13 protein-coding genes are annotated in these 17,873 nt (G+C 71.6%); 9 read left to right on the top strand and 4 right to left on the bottom strand.

The annotated features are described in order from the left end of the window. The first annotated feature begins 253 nt into the window (after nt 1-253). The 5 genes from STRNI_RS12285 to STRNI_RS12265 all read left to right on the top strand — a co-directional run bounded on the left by STRNI_RS12285 (nt 254) and on the right by STRNI_RS12265 (nt 8,339). Nucleotides 254-1,642, top strand: coding sequence for a diaminobutyrate--2-oxoglutarate transaminase family protein (locus tag STRNI_RS12285; protein WP_277411271.1), 1,389 nt, complete (start codon nt 254-256; stop codon nt 1,640-1,642). Next, nucleotides 1,639-3,657, top strand: a complete 2,019-nt coding sequence (locus tag STRNI_RS12280; protein WP_277411270.1) for an IucA/IucC family protein — start codon at nt 1,639-1,641, stop codon at nt 3,655-3,657. The genes STRNI_RS12285 and STRNI_RS12280 overlap by 4 nt, the downstream gene beginning before the upstream one ends. 108 nt (nt 3,658-3,765) lie before the next feature. Then, nucleotides 3,766-4,455 (top strand): GNAT family N-acetyltransferase, encoded by a 690-nt coding sequence (locus STRNI_RS12275; RefSeq protein ID WP_277411269.1) that lies wholly within the window; start codon nt 3,766-3,768, stop codon nt 4,453-4,455. A 105-nt stretch (nt 4,456-4,560) separates the two neighbouring features. Continuing rightward, a complete protein-coding gene (locus STRNI_RS12270) occupies nt 4,561-6,327 on the top strand; it encodes an IucA/IucC family protein (RefSeq protein ID WP_277411268.1) in 1,767 nt (588 codons plus the stop codon). A 41-nt stretch (nt 6,328-6,368) separates the two neighbouring features. Next, complete coding sequence (locus tag STRNI_RS12265) at nt 6,369-8,339, top strand: ATP-dependent DNA helicase (RefSeq protein ID WP_159485825.1); 1,971 nt, start codon at nt 6,369-6,371, stop codon at nt 8,337-8,339. A 112-nt stretch (nt 8,340-8,451) separates the two neighbouring features. Here STRNI_RS12265 and lexA read toward each other — a convergent pair whose 3' ends face one another. Next, complete coding sequence (gene lexA, locus STRNI_RS12260; protein WP_018092900.1) at nt 8,452-9,249, bottom strand: transcriptional repressor LexA; 798 nt, start codon at nt 9,247-9,249, stop codon at nt 8,452-8,454. Between the two features lie 548 nt (nt 9,250-9,797). Here lexA and nrdR point away from each other — a divergent pair. Next, entirely contained in the window at nt 9,798-10,328 is a 531-nt protein-coding gene (gene nrdR, locus STRNI_RS12255; RefSeq protein ID WP_018092899.1) for a transcriptional regulator NrdR, read from the top strand. Between the two features lie 124 nt (nt 10,329-10,452). Then, nucleotides 10,453-13,329 carry a vitamin B12-dependent ribonucleotide reductase gene (locus STRNI_RS12250; protein ID WP_018092898.1) on the top strand — a complete coding sequence of 959 codons (2,877 nt, stop codon included), beginning with the start codon at nt 10,453-10,455 and terminating at the stop codon, nt 13,327-13,329. 168 nt (nt 13,330-13,497) lie between these two features. On the opposite strand, the gene STRNI_RS12245 is transcribed toward STRNI_RS12250, so the two are convergent. Together STRNI_RS12245 and STRNI_RS12240 are read right to left on the bottom strand one after the other, a co-directional pair. After that, nucleotides 13,498-14,019: a TerD family protein gene (locus STRNI_RS12245; RefSeq protein ID WP_277411267.1), complete on the bottom strand. Its 522-nt coding sequence runs from the start codon at nt 14,017-14,019 to the stop codon at nt 13,498-13,500. A 205-nt stretch (nt 14,020-14,224) separates the two neighbouring features. Further along, on the bottom strand, nt 14,225-14,812 hold the full coding sequence (locus STRNI_RS12240; RefSeq protein WP_266446031.1) for a TetR/AcrR family transcriptional regulator: 588 nt from the start codon (nt 14,810-14,812) through the stop codon (nt 14,225-14,227). A gap of 137 nt (nt 14,813-14,949) precedes the next feature. On the opposite strand from STRNI_RS12240, the gene STRNI_RS12235 reads away from it, so the two are divergent. Together STRNI_RS12235 and STRNI_RS12230 are read left to right on the top strand one after the other, a co-directional pair. Beyond that, a complete protein-coding gene (locus tag STRNI_RS12235; protein ID WP_277411266.1) occupies nt 14,950-16,362 on the top strand; it encodes an amidase in 1,413 nt (470 codons plus the stop codon). Between the two features lie 69 nt (nt 16,363-16,431). Beyond that, nucleotides 16,432-17,037, top strand: coding sequence for a YdbC family protein (locus tag STRNI_RS12230; protein WP_018092894.1), 606 nt, complete (start codon nt 16,432-16,434; stop codon nt 17,035-17,037). 12 nt (nt 17,038-17,049) lie between these two features. On the opposite strand, the gene STRNI_RS12225 is transcribed toward STRNI_RS12230, so the two are convergent. Continuing rightward, nucleotides 17,050-17,811 carry a TetR/AcrR family transcriptional regulator gene (locus STRNI_RS12225; RefSeq protein WP_274738449.1) on the bottom strand — a complete coding sequence of 254 codons (762 nt, stop codon included), beginning with the start codon at nt 17,809-17,811 and terminating at the stop codon, nt 17,050-17,052. Nucleotides 17,812-17,873: the final 62 nt, after the last annotated feature.

Genomic DNA, 17,873 nt, shown 5'->3' with positions numbered 1-17,873 from the left:
GAGCCGTGTGACGTGAGCTGATGCTGCGCCGGTCCCGTTCTTTGTCATGAACCTCAAGATCCCGGCGCGACACCCCACTATGCCGGTGACGATGGGGACGGCGGTACTCGGGTCCCCGGTTCCAGGCCGCCAAGGATCTTGGCGACAACCGTGATCCCGCGTCGCCGCCGTCGTTGGTACGGACGGGGGACGGCCGGGCCGCCCGCAGGGCCCGCGACCTTCAGCAGCTCACCAGCAGGAGGACACAACTGCCGTGGCGTTGACCGAAACCGTGCCGGCGGCACCGGCCCACGAGGGGATCCTGCGCCGGCAGTCCCTGCGTGAGTCCGCTGCCCGCACCTATGCGCGCTCGCTGCCCATCGTCCCGGTGCGCGCCCGCGGGCTCACCATCGAGGGCGCCGACGGCAGGCGCTATCTCGACTGTCTCTCCGGCGCCGGCACCCTGGCGCTCGGCCACAACCACCCGGTGGTGCTCGAAGCGATCCGCACGGTCCTCGACTCCGGCGCGCCGCTGCACGTCCTCGACCTGGCGACGCCCGTCAAGGACGCCTTCACCACCGAGCTCTTCGCCACGCTGCCCCGAGAGTTGGCCGAAAAGGCCCGTATCCAGTTCTGCGGCCCGGCCGGCACGGACGCCGTCGAGGCCGCCTTCAAACTCGTCCGCACCGCGACCGGGCGGGACGGTCTGATGGCCTTCTCCGGCGCCTACCACGGCATGACCGCGGAGGCGCTCGCCGCCTCCGGGGGAGCACAGCACTCCAGCGTGGTCCGGCTGCCCTATCCGTACGACTACCGCTGCCCCTTCGGGACCGGCGGCGAGCGCGGCGCCGAACTCGCCGCGCGCTGGACCCAGAGCCTGCTCGACGACCACAAGAGCGGAGTGCCCCACCCGGCCGGGATGATCCTGGAACCCGTCCAGGGGGAGGGCGGGGTGATCCCCGCGCCGGACAGCTGGCTGCGGCGGATGCGGGAGATCACCGCCGCCCGGCAGATCCCGCTGATCGTGGACGAGGTGCAGACCGGTGTCGGCCGCACCGGCGCCTTCTGGGCGGTGGACCACAGCGGCATCGTGCCCGACGTGATCGTGCTGTCGAAGGCGATCGGCGGCAGTCTGCCGCTCGCCGTGATCGTCTACCGCGAGGAACTGGACTCCTGGCAGCCCGGCGCCCACGCCGGCACCTTTCGCGGCAACCAGCTCGCCATGGCCGCCGGGGCCGCCACCCTCGCCTACGTCCGGGCGAACGGCCTCGACCGGCGTGCCGGGGAGCTCGGAGCCCGGATGCTCACCCGGCTCGACTCCCTCGCCGCCGCCCATGACTGCATCGGCGAGGTCCGCGGCCGCGGCCTGATGCTCGGCGTCGAACTCGTCGACCGCGACGCCGACGCCGACGCCACGGGCGCCCGCCCCGCCGACCCCGGGCTCGCCGCCGCCGTCCGGGACGCCTGCCTGGACCGCGGCCTGATCGTCGAACTGGGCGGCCGCCACTCCGCCGTCGTCCGGCTGCTGCCACCCCTGACCATCACCGACGAACAGGCGGACGCGATCCTCGACCGCCTCGCCGACGCCCTCACGGCGGCGGTCAGCACCACCCCCGGGCCGACGGGCTCGTCCCCCACGACAATGCGAGGCACCACCCCATGAACGAACGCCCCGGCCCCGACGGCGGCCAGCCCGCCGAGCGCGTCCCCGCCCACCAGGGCGCGGGCACCATCGAATCGGTACCGCGCCAGCAGCGGCGCGCCCCGGACGAGACCTGCCACCAGCAGCCCCACGAGGCCCCGGACCGGGCCGTTCCTCATGGCGCCCCCGCCGACCGCGCCCGCGGCGGTGACCACGACCCGCTCGACCACCCGGATCCGGCGGTCGCCGCCGACGCCGCGGGCATCGAGCACCTCCTGCGCTGCTGGCTCCGGGAGAGCGGCCCCCACCACCCGGCCGAAGGCCGGCTGCGCCTCCCGCTGCAGGCCGCCGCGAGCGCCCTGATCATCCCCGTCCGCTACTGGTCCCCCACGGGCTGGCACCGCCTGGGCGCCCCCACCCTCGAAGGCGCCCCGGCCGGCGCCGCCCCGCTGGACGCCGTCACCCTCGCCGCGCTGCTGCGCAGGGAGGCCGCGCACGGCGACCGGCGGGTCTCCGACGGTGGCGAGCACCGCGTGGCGGACGGCGAGCAGCGGCCGGAGCCGGCCGGAGTGCCGCAGCAGGCACCGGACGGCGACGGGGCCGAACTCGTCGGCCGGGTCGCCAACTCCGTCCGCAATGTCGCCGTCTTCCTCACCGACCGGCGCGCCCGGCCCGCCGACGACCACGGCGCCCTCTTCCTCGAAGCCGAGCAGTCCCTGCTACTAGGCCACCCGCTGCACCCCACACCCAAGAGCCGCGAAGGTCTCTCCGAGGCCGAGACCCGCGCCTATTCGCCCGAACTGCGCGGCGCCTTCCCGCTGCACTGGATGGCCGTGCACCGCTCCGTCCTGGCCGCCGACTCCGCCTGGACGGAGCGCGGCAAGCCCGTACCGGCCGAGCAGCTCACCAGGGGCCTCGCTGGGGGCGGCTGCCGGCTCCCCGACGACACCGTGCCGTTGCCGCTGCACCCCTGGCAGGCCAGGGAACTCGCCGACCGCCCCGACATCGCCGCCCTCCGCGAGGCCGGTCTGCTGCACGACCTCGGCGTCCACGGCCCGCTCTGGCACCCCACTTCCTCCGTCCGCACCGTCTACCGCCCTGACGCGGACGCCATGCTCAAGCTCTCCCTCGGGCTGCGCATCACCAACTCCCGGCGGGAGAACCTCCGTAAGGAACTGGCCCGCGGCGTCGAGGTGCACCGGCTGCTGCGCACCGGCCTCGCCAAGCAGTGGCAGACCGTGCACCCCGGCTTCGACATCGTCCGTGACCCGGCCTATCTCGCCGTCGACGGCTTCGACGGCGCACCCGTCCGGGGCCTCGATGTCGTCATCCGCCACAACCCCTTCAGCACCACCGACGACGCCGTCTGCATCGCCGGCCTCACCTCCCCCCGGCCCTGGCCGGGCCGCTCCGGCGTGCGCTCCCGGCTCGAAGATCTCGTCTGCACGCTCAGCGCCCGCACCGGCCGCCCCCTGGGCGCGGTGGCCACCGAGTGGTTCCTGCGCTACCTCGAAGCGGTCGTACGGCCCGTGCTGTGGCTCGACGGCACGGCCGGCATCGTGCTGGAGGCCCACCAGCAGAACACCGTGGTCCTGCTGGACCCCGACGGCTGGCCGGTCGGCGGCCGCTACCGCGACAACCAGGGCTACTACTTCCGCACCTCGCGCCGCGCCGAACTGGAACGACGGCTGCCCGGCATCGGCGCGGCCAGCGACACCTTCGTCGCCGACGATGTCACCGACGAACGCTTCGCCTACTACCTCGGCATCAACAACGTCCTCGGCCTCATCGGGGCCTTCGGCTCCCAGCGCCTGGTCCGCGAGGAGATCCTGCTCGCCGCCTTCCGCCGGTTCCTCGCCGATGCCGCCGCGGCCCCGCCGGCGCACCGCTCGCCGCTCCCGGAGCAGCTGCTGGCCGCCCGCACCCTGCGCTGCAAGGCCAATCTGGCGACCCGGCTGCACGGCCTGGACGAACTCGTCGGCCCGGTCGAGACCCAGTCCGTCTACATCACCCTCCCCAGCCCCCTCGCCCCGTAGCCGCCCCTCACGACCCCCGACAGCAGACCCCCGCATCCAGCCCCCGGCGCCGGCGCCCCGCGACCCATACGGCCACGCGGCACGCGGCCACGAGAGGAGAGCGTCGCCGTGCCACCCACCGACCCCGGCCTCAGCTTGAGCTCCGCCGACATCCTCGGCCGGCAGCTGCCGCCGGAATGCCGCGCGCTGTCCGACGACGACCGGCGGCCGCCCGCCCCGGCCTCCGGCCCGCTGCTCGACAACCTGGCGGGCTGGGGAGCGGCCGACACCCCCGCCGGGCCGTTCGCGCTCGTGCCCGTCCGGCCGGACCGCGATCTCGACCGGATCACGGGCTGGATGAACGATCCGGCCGTCGCGGCCTTCTGGGAGCTGGCGGGCCCGCCGGAGACCACCGCCGCCCATCTGCGCGGCCAGCTCGACGGCGACGGCCGCAGCGTGCCCTGCCTGGGGGTGCTGGCCGGGGTCCCGATGAGCTACTGGGAGATCTACCGCGCCGACCTCGACCCCCTCGCCCGCCACTACGCCGCCCGGCCCCAGGACACCGGTCTCCATCTGCTCATCGGCGGGGCCGGCGACCGGGGACGCGGGCTGGGCAGCGCACTGCTGCGCGCCACCGCCGATCTCGTCCTCGACCACCGCCCGCAGTGCACGCGGGTCATCGCCGAGCCCGATCTGCGCAACACCGCCTCCGTCGCGGCCTTCCTGAGTGCGGGGTTCCGCTACGCCGACGAGATCGAACTGCCCGGGAAACGCGCGGCGTTGATGGTCCGCGACCGAGCCCGACGCCACCTGCTCTGACCCCGGGGCCGTCCCCCGACGGCCCCGCTCCGGTCCGCCGTCCACCGCGCTGCCCCGGTTGTCCCCCGTACGAGCCGGGGCGGTCCCGCTTCGAGGAGTCCCGCCTTGTCTCCTGAGCCCCAGCCTTCGCACCGCGCCTGGCAGCACGCCGCGCGCCGACTGTTCGCCAAGACCCTGGCGGAGTTCGCCTACGAGGAAGTCCTCACCCCCGAGCCCGACGGCACCGCCCCCGACGGCACCCCGCAATACCGCCTGCCGGTCACGGACACACTGGTCTACCGCTTCCGCGCCCGACGCGGCGCCTACGGCCACTGGCGCGTCGACCCCGACTCGATCACCCCGGACACGGACCCCTTCCACTTCCTCACGCATGCCCACGACACCGTGCTGGGCCTGTCCGGCGACACCACCGGCCACCTCATCCGCGAGCTGACCGCCACCCTCGCCGCCGACACCCGCCTCGACGCCGGCGCGCTCAGCGCCGCCGAACTCGCCGACCTGGACTACGCCTCCCTCGAAGGCCACCAGACCGGCCATCCCTGGCTCGTCGCCAACAAGGGCCGGCTCGGCTTCTCCGCCACCGACGCGGCGACCTGGGCCCCCGAGGCCCGCACCGCCAGGCGCCTGCCCTGGCTCGCCGCGCACCACAGCATCGCCCACTACCGAGGTATCCCCACCCTCGCCACCCCCGATCGTCTCTACGGCGAGGAACTCGCCCCCGCCACCCGGCACTCCTTCGCCCGCACCATCAGCGACCAGGGCCTCGACCCCGCCGACTACCTCTATCTCCCCGTGCACCCCTGGCAATGGGACGAGACCATCGCCCCCCTCTTCGCCCCACAGCTCGCGGACAGATCCATCATCGCGCTGCCCACTGACAACGACCTCCGCCTGCCGCAGCAGTCGATCCGCACCTTCCTCAACCTCAGCCGGCCCGAGGCCCGGACGGTCAAGCTGCCGCTGTCCATCCTCAACACCCTCGTCTGGCGCGGTCTTCCCACCGAACGCACCCTCGCCGCGCCCGCCGTCACCCGCTGGGTCCACGGCCTGCGCGACGCCGACCCCTATCTGCGCGACGAGACCCGGGTGATCCTGCTCGGCGAGACCGCGTCCGTCACGGTCGAGCACCCCCTCTACGACCGGCTGCCCGGCGTCCCGTACCAGTTCAAGGAGCTGCTCGGCTGTATCTGGCGCGAGCCGGTCACCGGCCATCTGGACCCCGGCGAACGCGCCCGCACCCTGGCCGCGCTGCTGCAGACCGATCCCCGGGGCCGCGCCCTGACCGCGGAGCTGGTGCGCCGCTCGGGTCTGGCCCCGCGCGCCTGGCTGGCCCGGCTGTTCGCCGCGCTGCTGCCGCCGCTGCTGCACTTCCTCTACCGGTACGGCACGGTCTTCTCCCCGCACGGCGAGAACGCCATCGTCGTCTTCGACGAGCAGGACGTCCCCACCCGCCTCGCCGTCAAGGACTTCGTCGACGACGTCAACACCAGCTCCCGGCCGCTCCCGGAGCACGACTCCATGCCGGACGACGTCCGGGCGGTGCTGCTGACCGAACCGCCCGCCTTCCTCACCCAGTTCATCCACTCCGGCCTCTTCGTCGGCGTCTTCCGCTACCTCGCGCCGCTGTGCGCGGACCAACTGGGCGTGCCCGAGGCCGAGTTCTGGTCACTCGTACGGGCGGAGATCCTGCGCCACCACGAACGTTTCCCTTCCCTCAAGGAGCGGCACGAGACCTTCGACCTGCTCACCCCGCGGATCGAGCGGCTGTGTCTGAACCGCAACCGTCTGCACGTGGACGGTTACCGGGACCGCACCCACCGCCCGCACGCGGCCGTGCACGGCACCGTCCCCAATCCGCTCCACATGCCGTGACGGACCCGGCTGTCAGTGGTCCCGCGTAGGCTTGCAGCGCTATGACAAAGCCCTCCCTCCCCGATCTGCTCCACGCCGCCGTCACCGCCGTCGGCGGCACCGAGCGCCCCGGCCAGGTGGCGATGGCCGAAGCCGTCGCCGAGGCCGTGGACGAACAGGCCCATCTGCTGGTGCAGGCCGGCACCGGCACCGGCAAGTCCCTCGGCTATCTGGTCCCGGCGCTCGCTCACGGCGAAAGAGTGGTGGTCGCCACGGCCACCCTGGCGCTGCAGCGCCAGCTCGTGGAGCGCGATCTGCCGCGGACGGTCGAGGCCCTGCATCCGCTGCTGCGCCGCCGCCCGGAGTTCGCCATGCTCAAGGGCCGCTCGAACTACCTGTGCCTGCACCGCCTCCATGAGGGCGTCCCGCAGGAAGAGGAGGACGGCCTCTTCGACGTCTTCGAGCAGGCGACGCCGACCAGCAAGCTCGGCAAGGACCTGCTGCGGCTGCGCGACTGGGCGGACGAGACCGAGACCGGCGACCGCGACGCGCTGACTCCCGGGGTCTCCGACCGCGCCTGGGGCCAGGTCTCGGTCTCCTCCCGGGAGTGCCTGGGCGCCTCGAAGTGCGCGTACGGGGCGGAGTGCTTCGCCGAGGCCGCCAGGGAGCGCGCCAAGCTCGCCGATGTGGTCGTCACCAACCATGCGCTGCTCGCCATCGATGCGATCGAGGGCGCTCCGGTCCTCCCGCAGCACGAGGTCCTGATCATCGACGAGGCCCATGAGCTGGTCTCCCGGGTCACCGGCGTCGCCACCGGCGAGCTCACGCCCGGCCAGGTCAACCGCGCCGTCCGCCGGGCCGCCAAGCTCGTCAACGAAAAGGCCGCCGACCAGCTCCAGACGGCGTCGGAGACCTTCGAGCGCCTCATGGAGCTGGCCCTGCCCGGCCGCCTGGAGGAGATCCCCGAAGATCTCGGCTACTGCCTGATGGCGCTGCGGGACGCGGCCCGTACGGTCATCTCGGCGCTCGGCTCGACCCGCGACAAGTCGGTCCAGGACGAGGACGCCGTCCGCAAGCAGGCCCTCGCCGCGGTGGAGAACGTCCATGCCGTCGCCGAGCGCATCGCGAACGGCTCCGAGTACGACGTCGTCTGGTACGAGCGCCATGACCGCTTCGGCGCGTCCCTCCGGGTGGCTCCGCTGTCCGTCTCGGGCCTGCTGCGCGAGAAGCTCTTCGACGACCGCTCGGTGACCCTCACCTCCGCCACCCTCAAGCTGGGCGGCGACTTCAACGGGGTCGCCGCGTCCCTGGGCCTGGCCCCCGAGGGCACGGAGGGCGAGGACGTCCCGCCCTGGAAGGGCCTGGATGTCGGCTCCCCCTTCGACTACTCGAAGCAGGGCATCCTGTACGTCGCCAAGCATCTGGCCCAGCCGGGCCGGGAGGGCAGCCGTACGGACATGCTCGATGAGCTCACCGAGCTGATCGAGGCGGCGGGCGGCCGCACTCTCGGCCTCTTCTCCTCGATGCGCGCCGCCCAGGCCGCCGCGGAGGAGCTGCGCGGCCGTCTGGACGTGCCGATCCTGCTCCAGGGTGAGGAGACCCTCGGCGAGCTGATCCGCGCCTTCGCCGAGGATGCGCGTACCTGCCTGTTCGGCACCCTTTCGCTCTGGCAGGGCGTCGATGTGCCGGGGGCGAACTGCCAGCTGGTGGTGATGGACCGGGTGCCGTTCCCGCGTCCGGACGACCCGCTCATGAGCGCCCGGCAAAAGGCCGTGGAGGAAGGCGGCGGCAATGGCTTCATGGCGGTGGCGGCGACCCATGCGGCTCTGCTGATGGCCCAGGGCGCCGGCCGTCTGGTCCGCGCCACCGGTGACCGCGGTGTGGTCGCCGTCCTCGACCCCCGGGTGGAGCGGGCCCGCTACGGCTCCTTCCTCCGCAAGTCGATGCCGGAGTTCTGGTACACGACGGACCGCAACCAGGTCCGCCGGTCGTTGGCGGCGATCGACGCAGCGGCGAAAACGGCGGAGGCCTGAGGCCTGTCCGGCGGACCCCCGGGGCCGCGGCCGGTCAGGCCCTGGCCGCGGAGCACAACACAGAGCCCCGGAACCGGCGCAGTGGTTCCGGGGCTCGGCCGTGAGGGGTGGGTCAGACGCGGCGCAGTACCGCCACCACCTTGCCGAGGATGGTCGCCTCGTCACCGGGGATCGGCTGGTACGCGGAGTTGTGCGGCAGCAGCCACACATGGCCGTCCTCGCGCTTGAAGCGCTTGACGGTGGCCTCGCCGTCCAGCATGGCGGCGACGATGTCACCGTTCTCGGCGACCGGCTGGCGGCGGACCGTGACCCAGTCGCCGTCGCAGATGGCGGCTTCGATCATGGAGTCGCCGACGACCTTCAGCACGAACAGTTCGCCGTCGCCGACGAGCTGGCGGGGGAGCGGGAAGACGTCCTCGACCGACTCCTCCGCGAGGATCGGACCGCCGGCGGCGATGCGGCCGACGAGCGGGACGTAGGACGCGGCGGGCTTGCCCGCGGTCTCCGTCGCGGCGCTGCTGGCCTGGTCCGAACCGCGGACCTCGTACGCCCGGGGGCGGTGCGGGTCGCGCCGCAGGAAACCCTTGCGCTCGAGCGCCATGAGCTGGTGGGCGACGGAGGAGGTGCTGGACAGGCCGACGGCCTGGCCGATCTCGCGCATGGACGGCGGGTAGCCGCGCCGCTGCACGGAATCCCGGATCACTTCGATCACCCGGCGCTGGCGGTCGGTGAGCCCGGAGCTGTCGGCCCGGATCCCTGGGGGCCGGCCGGGCAGTGCGCGGGCGGGCTTCTGCTCTTCGGAGTCCAACGTGGCGTCGTCCATCGGCCGCTGTGCCTTCTGCGGGTGCTCGAACCGGCTCTGGGAGTGGCTTTGTGCAGTGATGGTCGCGCTGTCTGCGGTGGTGGTCACGTCGGCCCCTCTCGAAATGTTCTCCCTAGTTAGCCAACGGTAGTTGCTTTCGAAAGGTTGCGCCAAACACACGTTCGAGTGAAATATTCGCTGATTGCCTACCCGGATCAAGTGGCTGGGTGTATGGCCGAGCGGCATTTCGGGCCCTGGGCCGCATGCGTCCGCCCGGGTTGTGCGGGTGGACGGGGGTCGGGCCGTCGTCGTACGGAGGCCTCGGCGGCCGGCCGTTCCGACCCGGGTGATTCTGTCATCCCGGCCCCACCGCGCCGCCGGCCGGGTGGCTTCCCGTACTCTCATGGGCGACCGCCCGGCCCGTCTCCGCCGCGACACGCGGTAGGCAGATGTAAGCGGGCCGACACCACATCTAGTGGTTAGATGCGTTCGGTCACCCAGAAGTTGTGGTGCCTGGTCCCTCGGGGGCCGGGAATCGCCTATGCTGGTGGCTGCTCCGAAGGGCCCGTACGGACCGGCTGCAGGTCTGTCGCCGTACGCCGGGCTCGTTGGCGTACGTACGTCCGTATATCAAAGGGTGAGGAGGGTGGAGAGCCATGCACTGCCCCTTCTGCAGGCACCCGGACAGCCGGGTCGTCGACAGCCGCACCACCGATGACGGGACGGCGATCCGCCGGCGACGCCAGTGCCCCGACTGCTCCCGCCGTTTCACCACCATCGAGACGGCGTCACTGATGGTGATCAAGCGGAGCGGGGTCACCGAGCCCTTCAGCCGCAACAAGGTCATCGCGGGAGTGCGCAAGGCGTGCCAGGGGCGCCCGGTCACCGAGGACGCCCTCGCCAAGCTCGGCCAGCGGGTCGAGGAGGCGGTGCGTGCCACCGGCAGTGCCGAGCTGTCCACTCATGACGTGGGGCTCGCCATACTGGGGCCGCTGCAGGAACTCGACCTGGTCGCGTACCTGCGCTTCGCGTCCGTTTACCGGGCCTTCGATTCACTTGAGGACTTCGAGGCGGCCATCGCCGAGCTGCGGGAGCAGCGCGAGCAGGGGCCGCCCGGGCAGGAATGCGGGACCGACGGGGAGGCCGGCGGACCGGCCGTCCCCGTCCCCGCCACCGCCGCCGACTGAGCTCGGCGCGCATCCAGGACCTGTGTCGGGGCGAGAGCAGGGCGCCCCGGTATCAGAAAGACATACACCGTGCCACGGAATGCGTGCGCACATATGGGCGTTTGCCCGTATACAGGGAGGCGGCATGACAGAGACGACGAGCGGCCCGGCACGAGGCTCCCGCGCCAAGGGCAGCAAGGCGAGCAAGGGTCTGCGTATCGAGCGCATTCACACCACACCCGGCGTGCATCCGTACGACGAGGTGGAGTGGGCGTCTCGTGACGTCGTCATGACCAACTGGCGCGACGGCTCGGTCAACTTCGAGCAGCGTGGCGTCGAGTTCCCCGACTTCTGGTCGGTGAACGCGGTCAACATCGTCACGAGCAAGTACTTCCGTGGCGCGGTGGGTTCCCCGACCCGCGAGGCGAGCCTCAAGCAGCTCATCGACCGTGTGGTCAAGACCTACCGGAAGAGCGGCGAGGAGAACGGTTACTTCGCCTCCCCGGCGGACGCCGAGATCTTCGAGCACGAGCTGGCGTACGCCCTGCTCCACCAGGTCTTCAGCTTCAACTCGCCGGTGTGGTTCAACGTCGGCACCCAGCAGCCGCAGCAGGTCAGCGCCTGCTTCATCCTCTCCGTCGACGACTCCATGGAGTCGATCCTCGACTGGTACAAGGAAGAGGGGATGATCTTCAAGGGCGGCTCCGGCGCCGGCCTGAACCTCTCCCGCATCCGCTCCTCCAAGGAGCTGCTCTCCTCCGGTGGCAACGCCTCCGGTCCGGTCTCCTTCATGCGCGGCGCCGACGCGTCCGCCGGAACGATCAAGTCGGGCGGCGCCACCCGCCGTGCGGCCAAGATGGTCGTTCTGGACGTGGACCACCCCGACGTCGAGGCCTTCATCGAGACCAAGGTGAAGGAGGAGGAGAAGGTCCGCGCGCTGCGCGACGCGGGCTTCGACATGGACCTGGGCGGCGACGACATCACGTCCGTCCAGTACCAGAACGCCAACAACTCGGTCCGGGTGAACGACGAGTTCATGAAGGCCGTCGAGACCGGCTCGAAGTTCGGGCTGCGCGGCCGGATGACCGGTGAGGTCATCGAGGAGGTCGACGCCAAGGGACTCTTCCGCAAGATGGCGGAGGCAGCCTGGGCGTGCGCCGACCCCGGCATCCAGTACGACGACACCATCAACCACTGGCACACCTCGCCGGAGTCGGGCCGGATCACCGCGTCCAACCCCTGCAGCGAGTACATGCACCTGGACAACTCCTCGTGCAACCTCGCCTCGCTCAACCTCCTGAAGTTCCTGCGCGACGACGACCTGGGCAACCAGTCCTTCGACGCCGAGCGCTTCGCCAAGGTCGTCGAGCTGGTCATCACCGCGATGGACATCTCCATCTGCTTCGCCGACTTCCCGACCCAGAAGATCGGCGAGACCACCCGCGCCTACCGCCAGCTGGGCATCGGCTACGCCAACCTCGGCGCCCTGCTGATGGCCACCGGTCACGCCTACGACTCGGACGGCGGCCGCGCGCTGGCCGGTGCCATCACCTCCCTGATGACGGGCACCTCCTACAAGCGCTCGGCGGAACTCGCCGCGGTCGTCGGCCCGTACGACGGCTACGCCCGTAACGCCGACGCCCACAAGCGCGTCATGAAGCAGCACTCCGACGCCAACGGCGCCGCGGTGCGCATGGACGACCTGGACAACCCGGTGTGGGCGGCGGCCACCGAGGCCTGGCAGGACGTCCTGCGCCTCGGCGAGAAGAACGGCTTCCGCAACGCCCAGGCCTCCGTGCTGGCCCCGACCGGCACCATCGGCCTGATGATGGACTGCGACACCACGGGCGTCGAGCCGGACCTGGCGCTGGTGAAGTTCAAGAAGCTGGTCGGCGGCGGCTCCATGCAGATCGTGAACAACACGGTCCCCAAGGCGCTCAAGCGGCTCGGCTACCTTCCCGAGCAGGTCGAGGCGATCGTCGCCCACATCGCCGAGCACGGCAATGTCGTCGATGCCCCGGCCCTGAAGACCGAGCACTACGAGGTCTTCGACTGCGCCATGGGTGTGCGCTCGATCTCCGCCATGGGCCACGTGCGCATGATGGCCGCCGCGCAGCCCTTCCTCTCCGGTGCGATCTCCAAGACGGTCAACGTCCCGGAGACGGCCACCGTCGAGGAGATCGAGGAGGTCTACTTCGAGGGCTGGAAGCTCGGCCTGAAGGCGCTGGCGATCTACCGCGACAACTGCAAGGTCGGCCAGCCGCTCTCCGCCAAGAAGAAGGAGGAGGAGAAGAAGGCCGAGCCGGTCGCCGAGAAGAAGGTCGTCGAGTACCGCCCGGTCCGCAACCGCCTCCCCAAGGGCCGTCCCGGCATCACCACCTCCTTCACGGTCGGCGGCGCCGAGGGCTACATGACCGCCAACTCCTACCCGGACGACGGTCTCGGTGAGGTCTTCCTGAAGATGTCCAAGCAGGGCTCGACCCTCGCGGGCATGATGGACGCCTTCTCCATCGCGGTGTCGGTGGGCCTCCAGTACGGCGTGCCGCTGGAGACCTACGTCTCGAAGTTCACCAACATGCGCTTCGAGCCGGCCGGTATGACGGACGACCCGGACGTGCGGATGGCGCAGTCGATCGTCGACTACATCTTCCGCCGCCTGGCGCTGGACTTCCTGCCGTTCGAGACCCGCTCGGCGCTCGGCATCCACTCCGTCGAGGAGCGCACGCGCCACCTGGAGACCGGTTCGTACGAGCCGTCCGAGGACGAGGTCGACGTCGAGGGCCTGGCCCAGTCGGCGCCGCGGCAGTCGGAGTCCGTGACGGAGTCCACCCCGGCGGTGAAGATCGTCGAGGACGCCGCCGCCCCGGCCCCCAAGCAGGCGCACACCAACGCCGAACTCGTCGAGATGCAGCTGGGCATCAACGCCGACGCTCCCCTGTGCTTCTCCTGCGGGACGAAGATGCAGCGGGCCGGCAGCTGCTACCTGTGCGAGGGCTGCGGGTCGACCAGCGGCTGCAGCTGACACCGCCCGGAAGGCGTCCGACGCACCTCTGAGCATCTGCCGAGGACGCTGAGCCGCACGTGAGAGAGGGTGCCGACCACCGGTCGGCACCCTCTTCCGCATTGCCACCCCGGGTAGGCCCGCGTACTTCGCCGTGGTGCCCGTCCGGGGGCGCCGGGCAGGGGTGCGTCAGTGGCCCATTTCCGAGGTGAACGCGTTCGGGTCGGTGTCGAATCCCCGGAGTGCCGGGTGGATGCGCCACTGTCCCGCCTCGTCCCGGGTGAATTCGGCGACCGTCGCGGCGGTCGCCCCCGCGATCTCGGTGAAGTCGTGCTCCACCAGATCGGTGTAGCCCTCGCGGATCCGTACGGCGGTGTTCGCGATATCGCCGAAGACCTTGCGGCCCTCGCCCTGCTGGATGGCCACCCCCACGATCACCCGGGTGTAGTTCTCGGCCAGCCGGTCCAGCTCCAGCGTCATGATCTCGTCGAAGCCGAACCCCTGGCCGGTCCTGCTGTCCCGGTTGAGGGTGATGGTCCCGTCGGGCGACCGGCTGTCGAAGTGCACCAGATAGGCCGGTTCGCCGTGCGGCGCGTCGGCCGTATAGGTCGCCGCGACGATGTCGAGGTCATTGTCCGGCGTTCCGATGGGGCTCGGGTCCCACTTGAGCGTTACCTCGACCTTCTCGATCCCTTTGTTGAGCGTGCTCACCGGACTTCCCTCCCGTCATCTCCCGGGGGCGTGGCGCGGCCTGCGCGGTCACGCGGACAACTCCCCAGGGCTTCCCGTTGGCTGACCATCGTGCCACGCCCGACGCCCCGTGGGCGGAGTGAACTGCCCCTGGTCACACGTGGTTTGCATCCAACTCGGGTGGCTGAAAAGTGCCGTCAGGCCAGGGGTGCCGCCGGGCGCCGGCTCAGCTTGTCCGCGCGTCCCAGAGGCGGTTGAGCTGGCCGTCCAGTGCGTCCAGCGCGTCGGCGGGGGAGAGGTGGCCGATCAGCACATGGGTGGTGAGGCCGTCGGCCAGGGCGAGGAGGGTGCGGGCCGCGCGGTCCGGGTCGGCGGTGTCGGACGCCTCGGCGATCAGCTGCGCGAACACCGTCTGCAGACCGGCGTAGTTGGTGCGCAGAATTCCGGCCAGGGGCGGACTGACGGCGGCCTGAGCCACAAAGGCCAGCCAGACCCGTGCCTCGGCGCGATGCTCCTCCTGGAGCAGCGACACCTCGGTCGCGGCGTGCCCCAGCGCCGTACGGGCCGACTGGGCGGGTGAGGCGGCGAGCCGGGCCGACACGCGCGCGGTGACCCGTTCGCCGATGTGGCCGAGCGCGAAGACCAGCATCTCCTCCTTGGTGCCGAAGCAGCGCTGGACGGCGCCCATGGACACCTGCGCGCGGGCCGCCACGTCGCGGAGCGTGACGCCCTCCAGGCCGCTCTCGTCAGCGAGTTGGCACACCGCCTCGGCGATCTGCCGCCGGCGGCTCTCGTGGTCGACCTGCTTGGGCATGCCCTGCGCTCCGATTATTCGATGCGTGTGTATCGGTGACAAGGTTACGATGCCGAAGCGATGCAGGTGCATCGGAACGGCTGGAAGACGGCCTGAGCGGCCCAGGAGGGCCGGCCGGGCCGCGAAAAGGGGAGGACATGCGCAACGCGCTGTGGAAGATGACGGCCCGCGCCCAGGCGACGGCGGTACGCACCGGGGAGGTGTCGGCGGTGGAGCTGGTCGAGGCGCATCTGGAGCGGATCGCCGAGGTCAACCCGGCCGTCAACGCCGTCACCCAGCTGCTCGCCGAGCGGGCGCGGGGTGAGGCGGCGGAGGTCGACCGCCGGCGTGCGGCGGGCGCGGAGCTGGGGCCGCTGGCCGGTGTGCCGTTCACCGTCAAGGAGACCACGGCCATCGAAGGTGTGCCGACGACCTACGGCGCGGAGCGCTTCCGTGACTTTGTCGCGCGCTCCGATGCGCCCCCGGTGGCGCGTCTGCGAGCGGCGGGCGGCATCCCCGTCGGGCACAGCAATATGCCGACGCTCATCCTGGCCGGCGTCCATTCCCGCAGTGAGCTGTTCGGGGACACCGTGAACCCCTGGAGTGCCGCGGTGACGCCGGGCGGCAGCAGTGGCGGCGACGGCGCGGCCGTGGCGAGCGGTATGGCCCCGCTCGGACTCGGCAACGACTCCGGGGGTTCGGTGCGCATTCCCGCGTCCTTCTGTGGCGTCGCGGGTCTGAAGCCGACCTACGGGCGGTTCGCCGCCGACCACCGCATCGGCCCGGACGACCCCTCGCTCGCCGCCCAGTTCCTCGTGGTCGACGGCCCGTTGGCCCGCACGGTCGATGATCTGCGGCTCGCGTACGAGGTGCTGGCCGGGGCGGATCCGTGCGACCCGCGGGCCGTGCCGGTGCCGCTCTATGGGACGCCGCCGGGACGTCCCCTCAAGGTGGCGATGGTGACGGACCCCGGAGGCAGTGGCGTGCATCCCGCGGTGCGCCGGGCCGTGGAAGGCGCGGCGGACGCGCTGCGGGACGCGGGGTACCAGGTGAGCGAAGTGGCGGACGTACCGCGGCTGGACGATGCCCTCGACGCCTACGCCCGGATGACGCTCACGGAGTTCGCCACCACCTGGCCGGCCGTCAAGCCGTTGCTCGGGGAGGGCGGCCATCGCTATGTCGAGTGGGGGATGGCGAGGTCGGCCCCGGTGGAGCTGCCGGAGTATCTGCGGCTGACCGGGGTGCGGATGGGGATCCAGCGGGACTGGGCGGCCTTCCTGGACGAGTATCCGCTGGTCCTGGGGCCGGTGTTCACCGATCCGCCGTTCGCGCCGGGGGAGGAGGTACGGGACGAGGAGAGCTATCAGAGGGTGCAGCACGCGATGCGGCTGTGCACCGCGACCAGTTTCGTCGGCGTGCCCGCGGTGGCCGTACCCACGGGGGTGGTGGACGGGCTCCCGTACGGAGTGCAACTGATCGGGCGCTCCTACCGGGAGGACCTGTGCCTGGAGGCGGCCGAGGCGGTGGAGCGGCGGCTCGGTGTCCGCACGCCCATCGATCCGCGCCCGTAAGGAAGTTCGGGGTGGTGGGAATGTGACGCGCAGTGATCCCGGTCCGTTCTTGGGCCGTACGATGGCGCGGTGCTGGTCAAGTGGATTCGCCTCACCGTCGTGGACCGTCGAGGGTTCGAGCGGGGGCAGCGGAAATGGGCGGGGCTGCTGGGTGAGCCGGGGTTCCGAGGGCAGGGCGGCGGATGGAGCCGGGCGCGGCCGGGCGTCGCGCATCTGGTCGCCTTCTGGGAGAGCCGGGCGTTCTACGACTCCTTCATGGCGCGCTCGCACGACCGGCTGGCGGCCGCGCAGGTCGGCACGTACAAGGACGCCCAAGTCCGGCTCTTCGAGCACGAGTTTGATGTGAAGGTGGGCTTCCGCCCGTCCTTCGGCGATGTGGACGTCCTGCGGCTGGCGCACTGCCAGGTGCGCCAGGAGCGGGTGGATCACTTCATGCTGATGCAGGAGAAGGTCTGGAACCCGGCGATGGCGGGCTCGCCGGGCATGCTGCGGGGGATGCTGGGGCGGGCTCCGGGGGAGGAGTTCCTGGTGCTGTCGATGTGGCAGTCGGCGGCCGAGCGGGGGAAGTACCGGCCCGAGCGGGTGGAGCGGCTGGCGCTGCGCGCCCAGATAGCCGCGGATGTCCGGGCGATCGCGGGCGACGTGGTGCAGCTCGAACCGTCGTGGACGGTGTGAGGGACGGCGTGGTCAGCGGGCCGCTCCGGGGGAGGCTCCGGCCTTGCCGGCGGCCGTGAACGCCCCGGCGTGGGCGGCCGCCAGCGTTGCCGCCACGGCCTGCTCGGCGACGGTGTCGTCCACCGGCTCCCGGGTGATGAACAGGCGGAAGAAGAGCGGCGCGGAGACGGAGCGGACGAGCGCTCCGGCGTCGATGCCGCGGTGCGCAGTGGCGTCGGAGGCGGCGTCCGCCGGGATTTCCGGCGCAGCGTCCGGGGGCGCCGGCAACTCCCCGCGCCGGACGGCGCGTTCGACGAGGGCCTCGCAGCGCGCGAACCGCTCGATGTAGTAGTCGCGCAGGGCTTCGGCCGCCCGCTCCGACTGGAAGGCGGCGGCGATCATCGCGGAGCCCGACGCCGCCACTGCCGGGTCCGTGAACGAGGTGACGACCTCCTGGGCCAGGGCGCGCAGATCGCCCTCCAGGGACCCGGTGTCGGGCGGGATCCAGCTGTCCTCGCCCGCAAGGTCCAGGGCGTCCGCCACCAGGCCCTCGACGTCCTTCCAGCGCCGGTAGAGCGTCGTCTTGTGCACGCCGGAGTGGGCGGCGACGTATTCGACGGTCAGGCCGGGATAGCCGTGCTCGGTGAGGCCGGCCAGTACGGCGTCGCGGACGGCGGCGCGGGTGCGGGCGGTGCGGCCGCCGGGGCGCCGGGTGCCGGGGGTGGGTGCGGGGCCGCCGCACTCGCGGCCGTTGCCGGGGACCGTCTGCTCAGGCAATTGCGACTCCAGTTGCATTAGCGGGTTCCGTCTGTCATCATCATCGTAATGCAACGAGGGTTGCATTTACCTTGGGGGGA

Origin of the sequence: Streptomyces nigrescens (assembly GCF_027626975.1) — a bacterium.
In the GTDB taxonomy this organism is placed as follows: domain Bacteria; phylum Actinomycetota; class Actinomycetes; order Streptomycetales; family Streptomycetaceae; genus Streptomyces; species Streptomyces nigrescens.
The sequence above is the reverse complement of the archived record's forward strand: the minus strand, read 5'-3'. Positions and strand labels throughout refer to the sequence as shown.

Excerpts from the sequence above, each read along its gene's own strand:
- STRNI_RS12280 (WP_277411270.1), top strand. The coding sequence starts at position 1,639 with ATGAACGAACGCCCCGGCCCCGACGGCGGCCAGCCCGCCGAGCGCGTC.
- STRNI_RS12265 (WP_159485825.1), top strand. The coding sequence starts at position 6,369 with ATGACAAAGCCCTCCCTCCCCGATCTGCTCCACGCCGCCGTCACCGCC.
- nrdR (WP_018092899.1), top strand. The coding sequence starts at position 9,798 with ATGCACTGCCCCTTCTGCAGGCACCCGGACAGCCGGGTCGTCGACAGC.
- STRNI_RS12250 (WP_018092898.1), top strand. The coding sequence starts at position 10,453 with ATGACAGAGACGACGAGCGGCCCGGCACGAGGCTCCCGCGCCAAGGGC.
- STRNI_RS12240 (WP_266446031.1), bottom strand. The coding sequence starts at position 14,812 with ATGCCCAAGCAGGTCGACCACGAGAGCCGCCGGCGGCAGATCGCCGAG.
- STRNI_RS12235 (WP_277411266.1), top strand. The coding sequence starts at position 14,950 with ATGCGCAACGCGCTGTGGAAGATGACGGCCCGCGCCCAGGCGACGGCG.
- STRNI_RS12225 (WP_274738449.1), bottom strand. The coding sequence starts at position 17,811 with ATGCAACTGGAGTCGCAATTGCCTGAGCAGACGGTCCCCGGCAACGGC.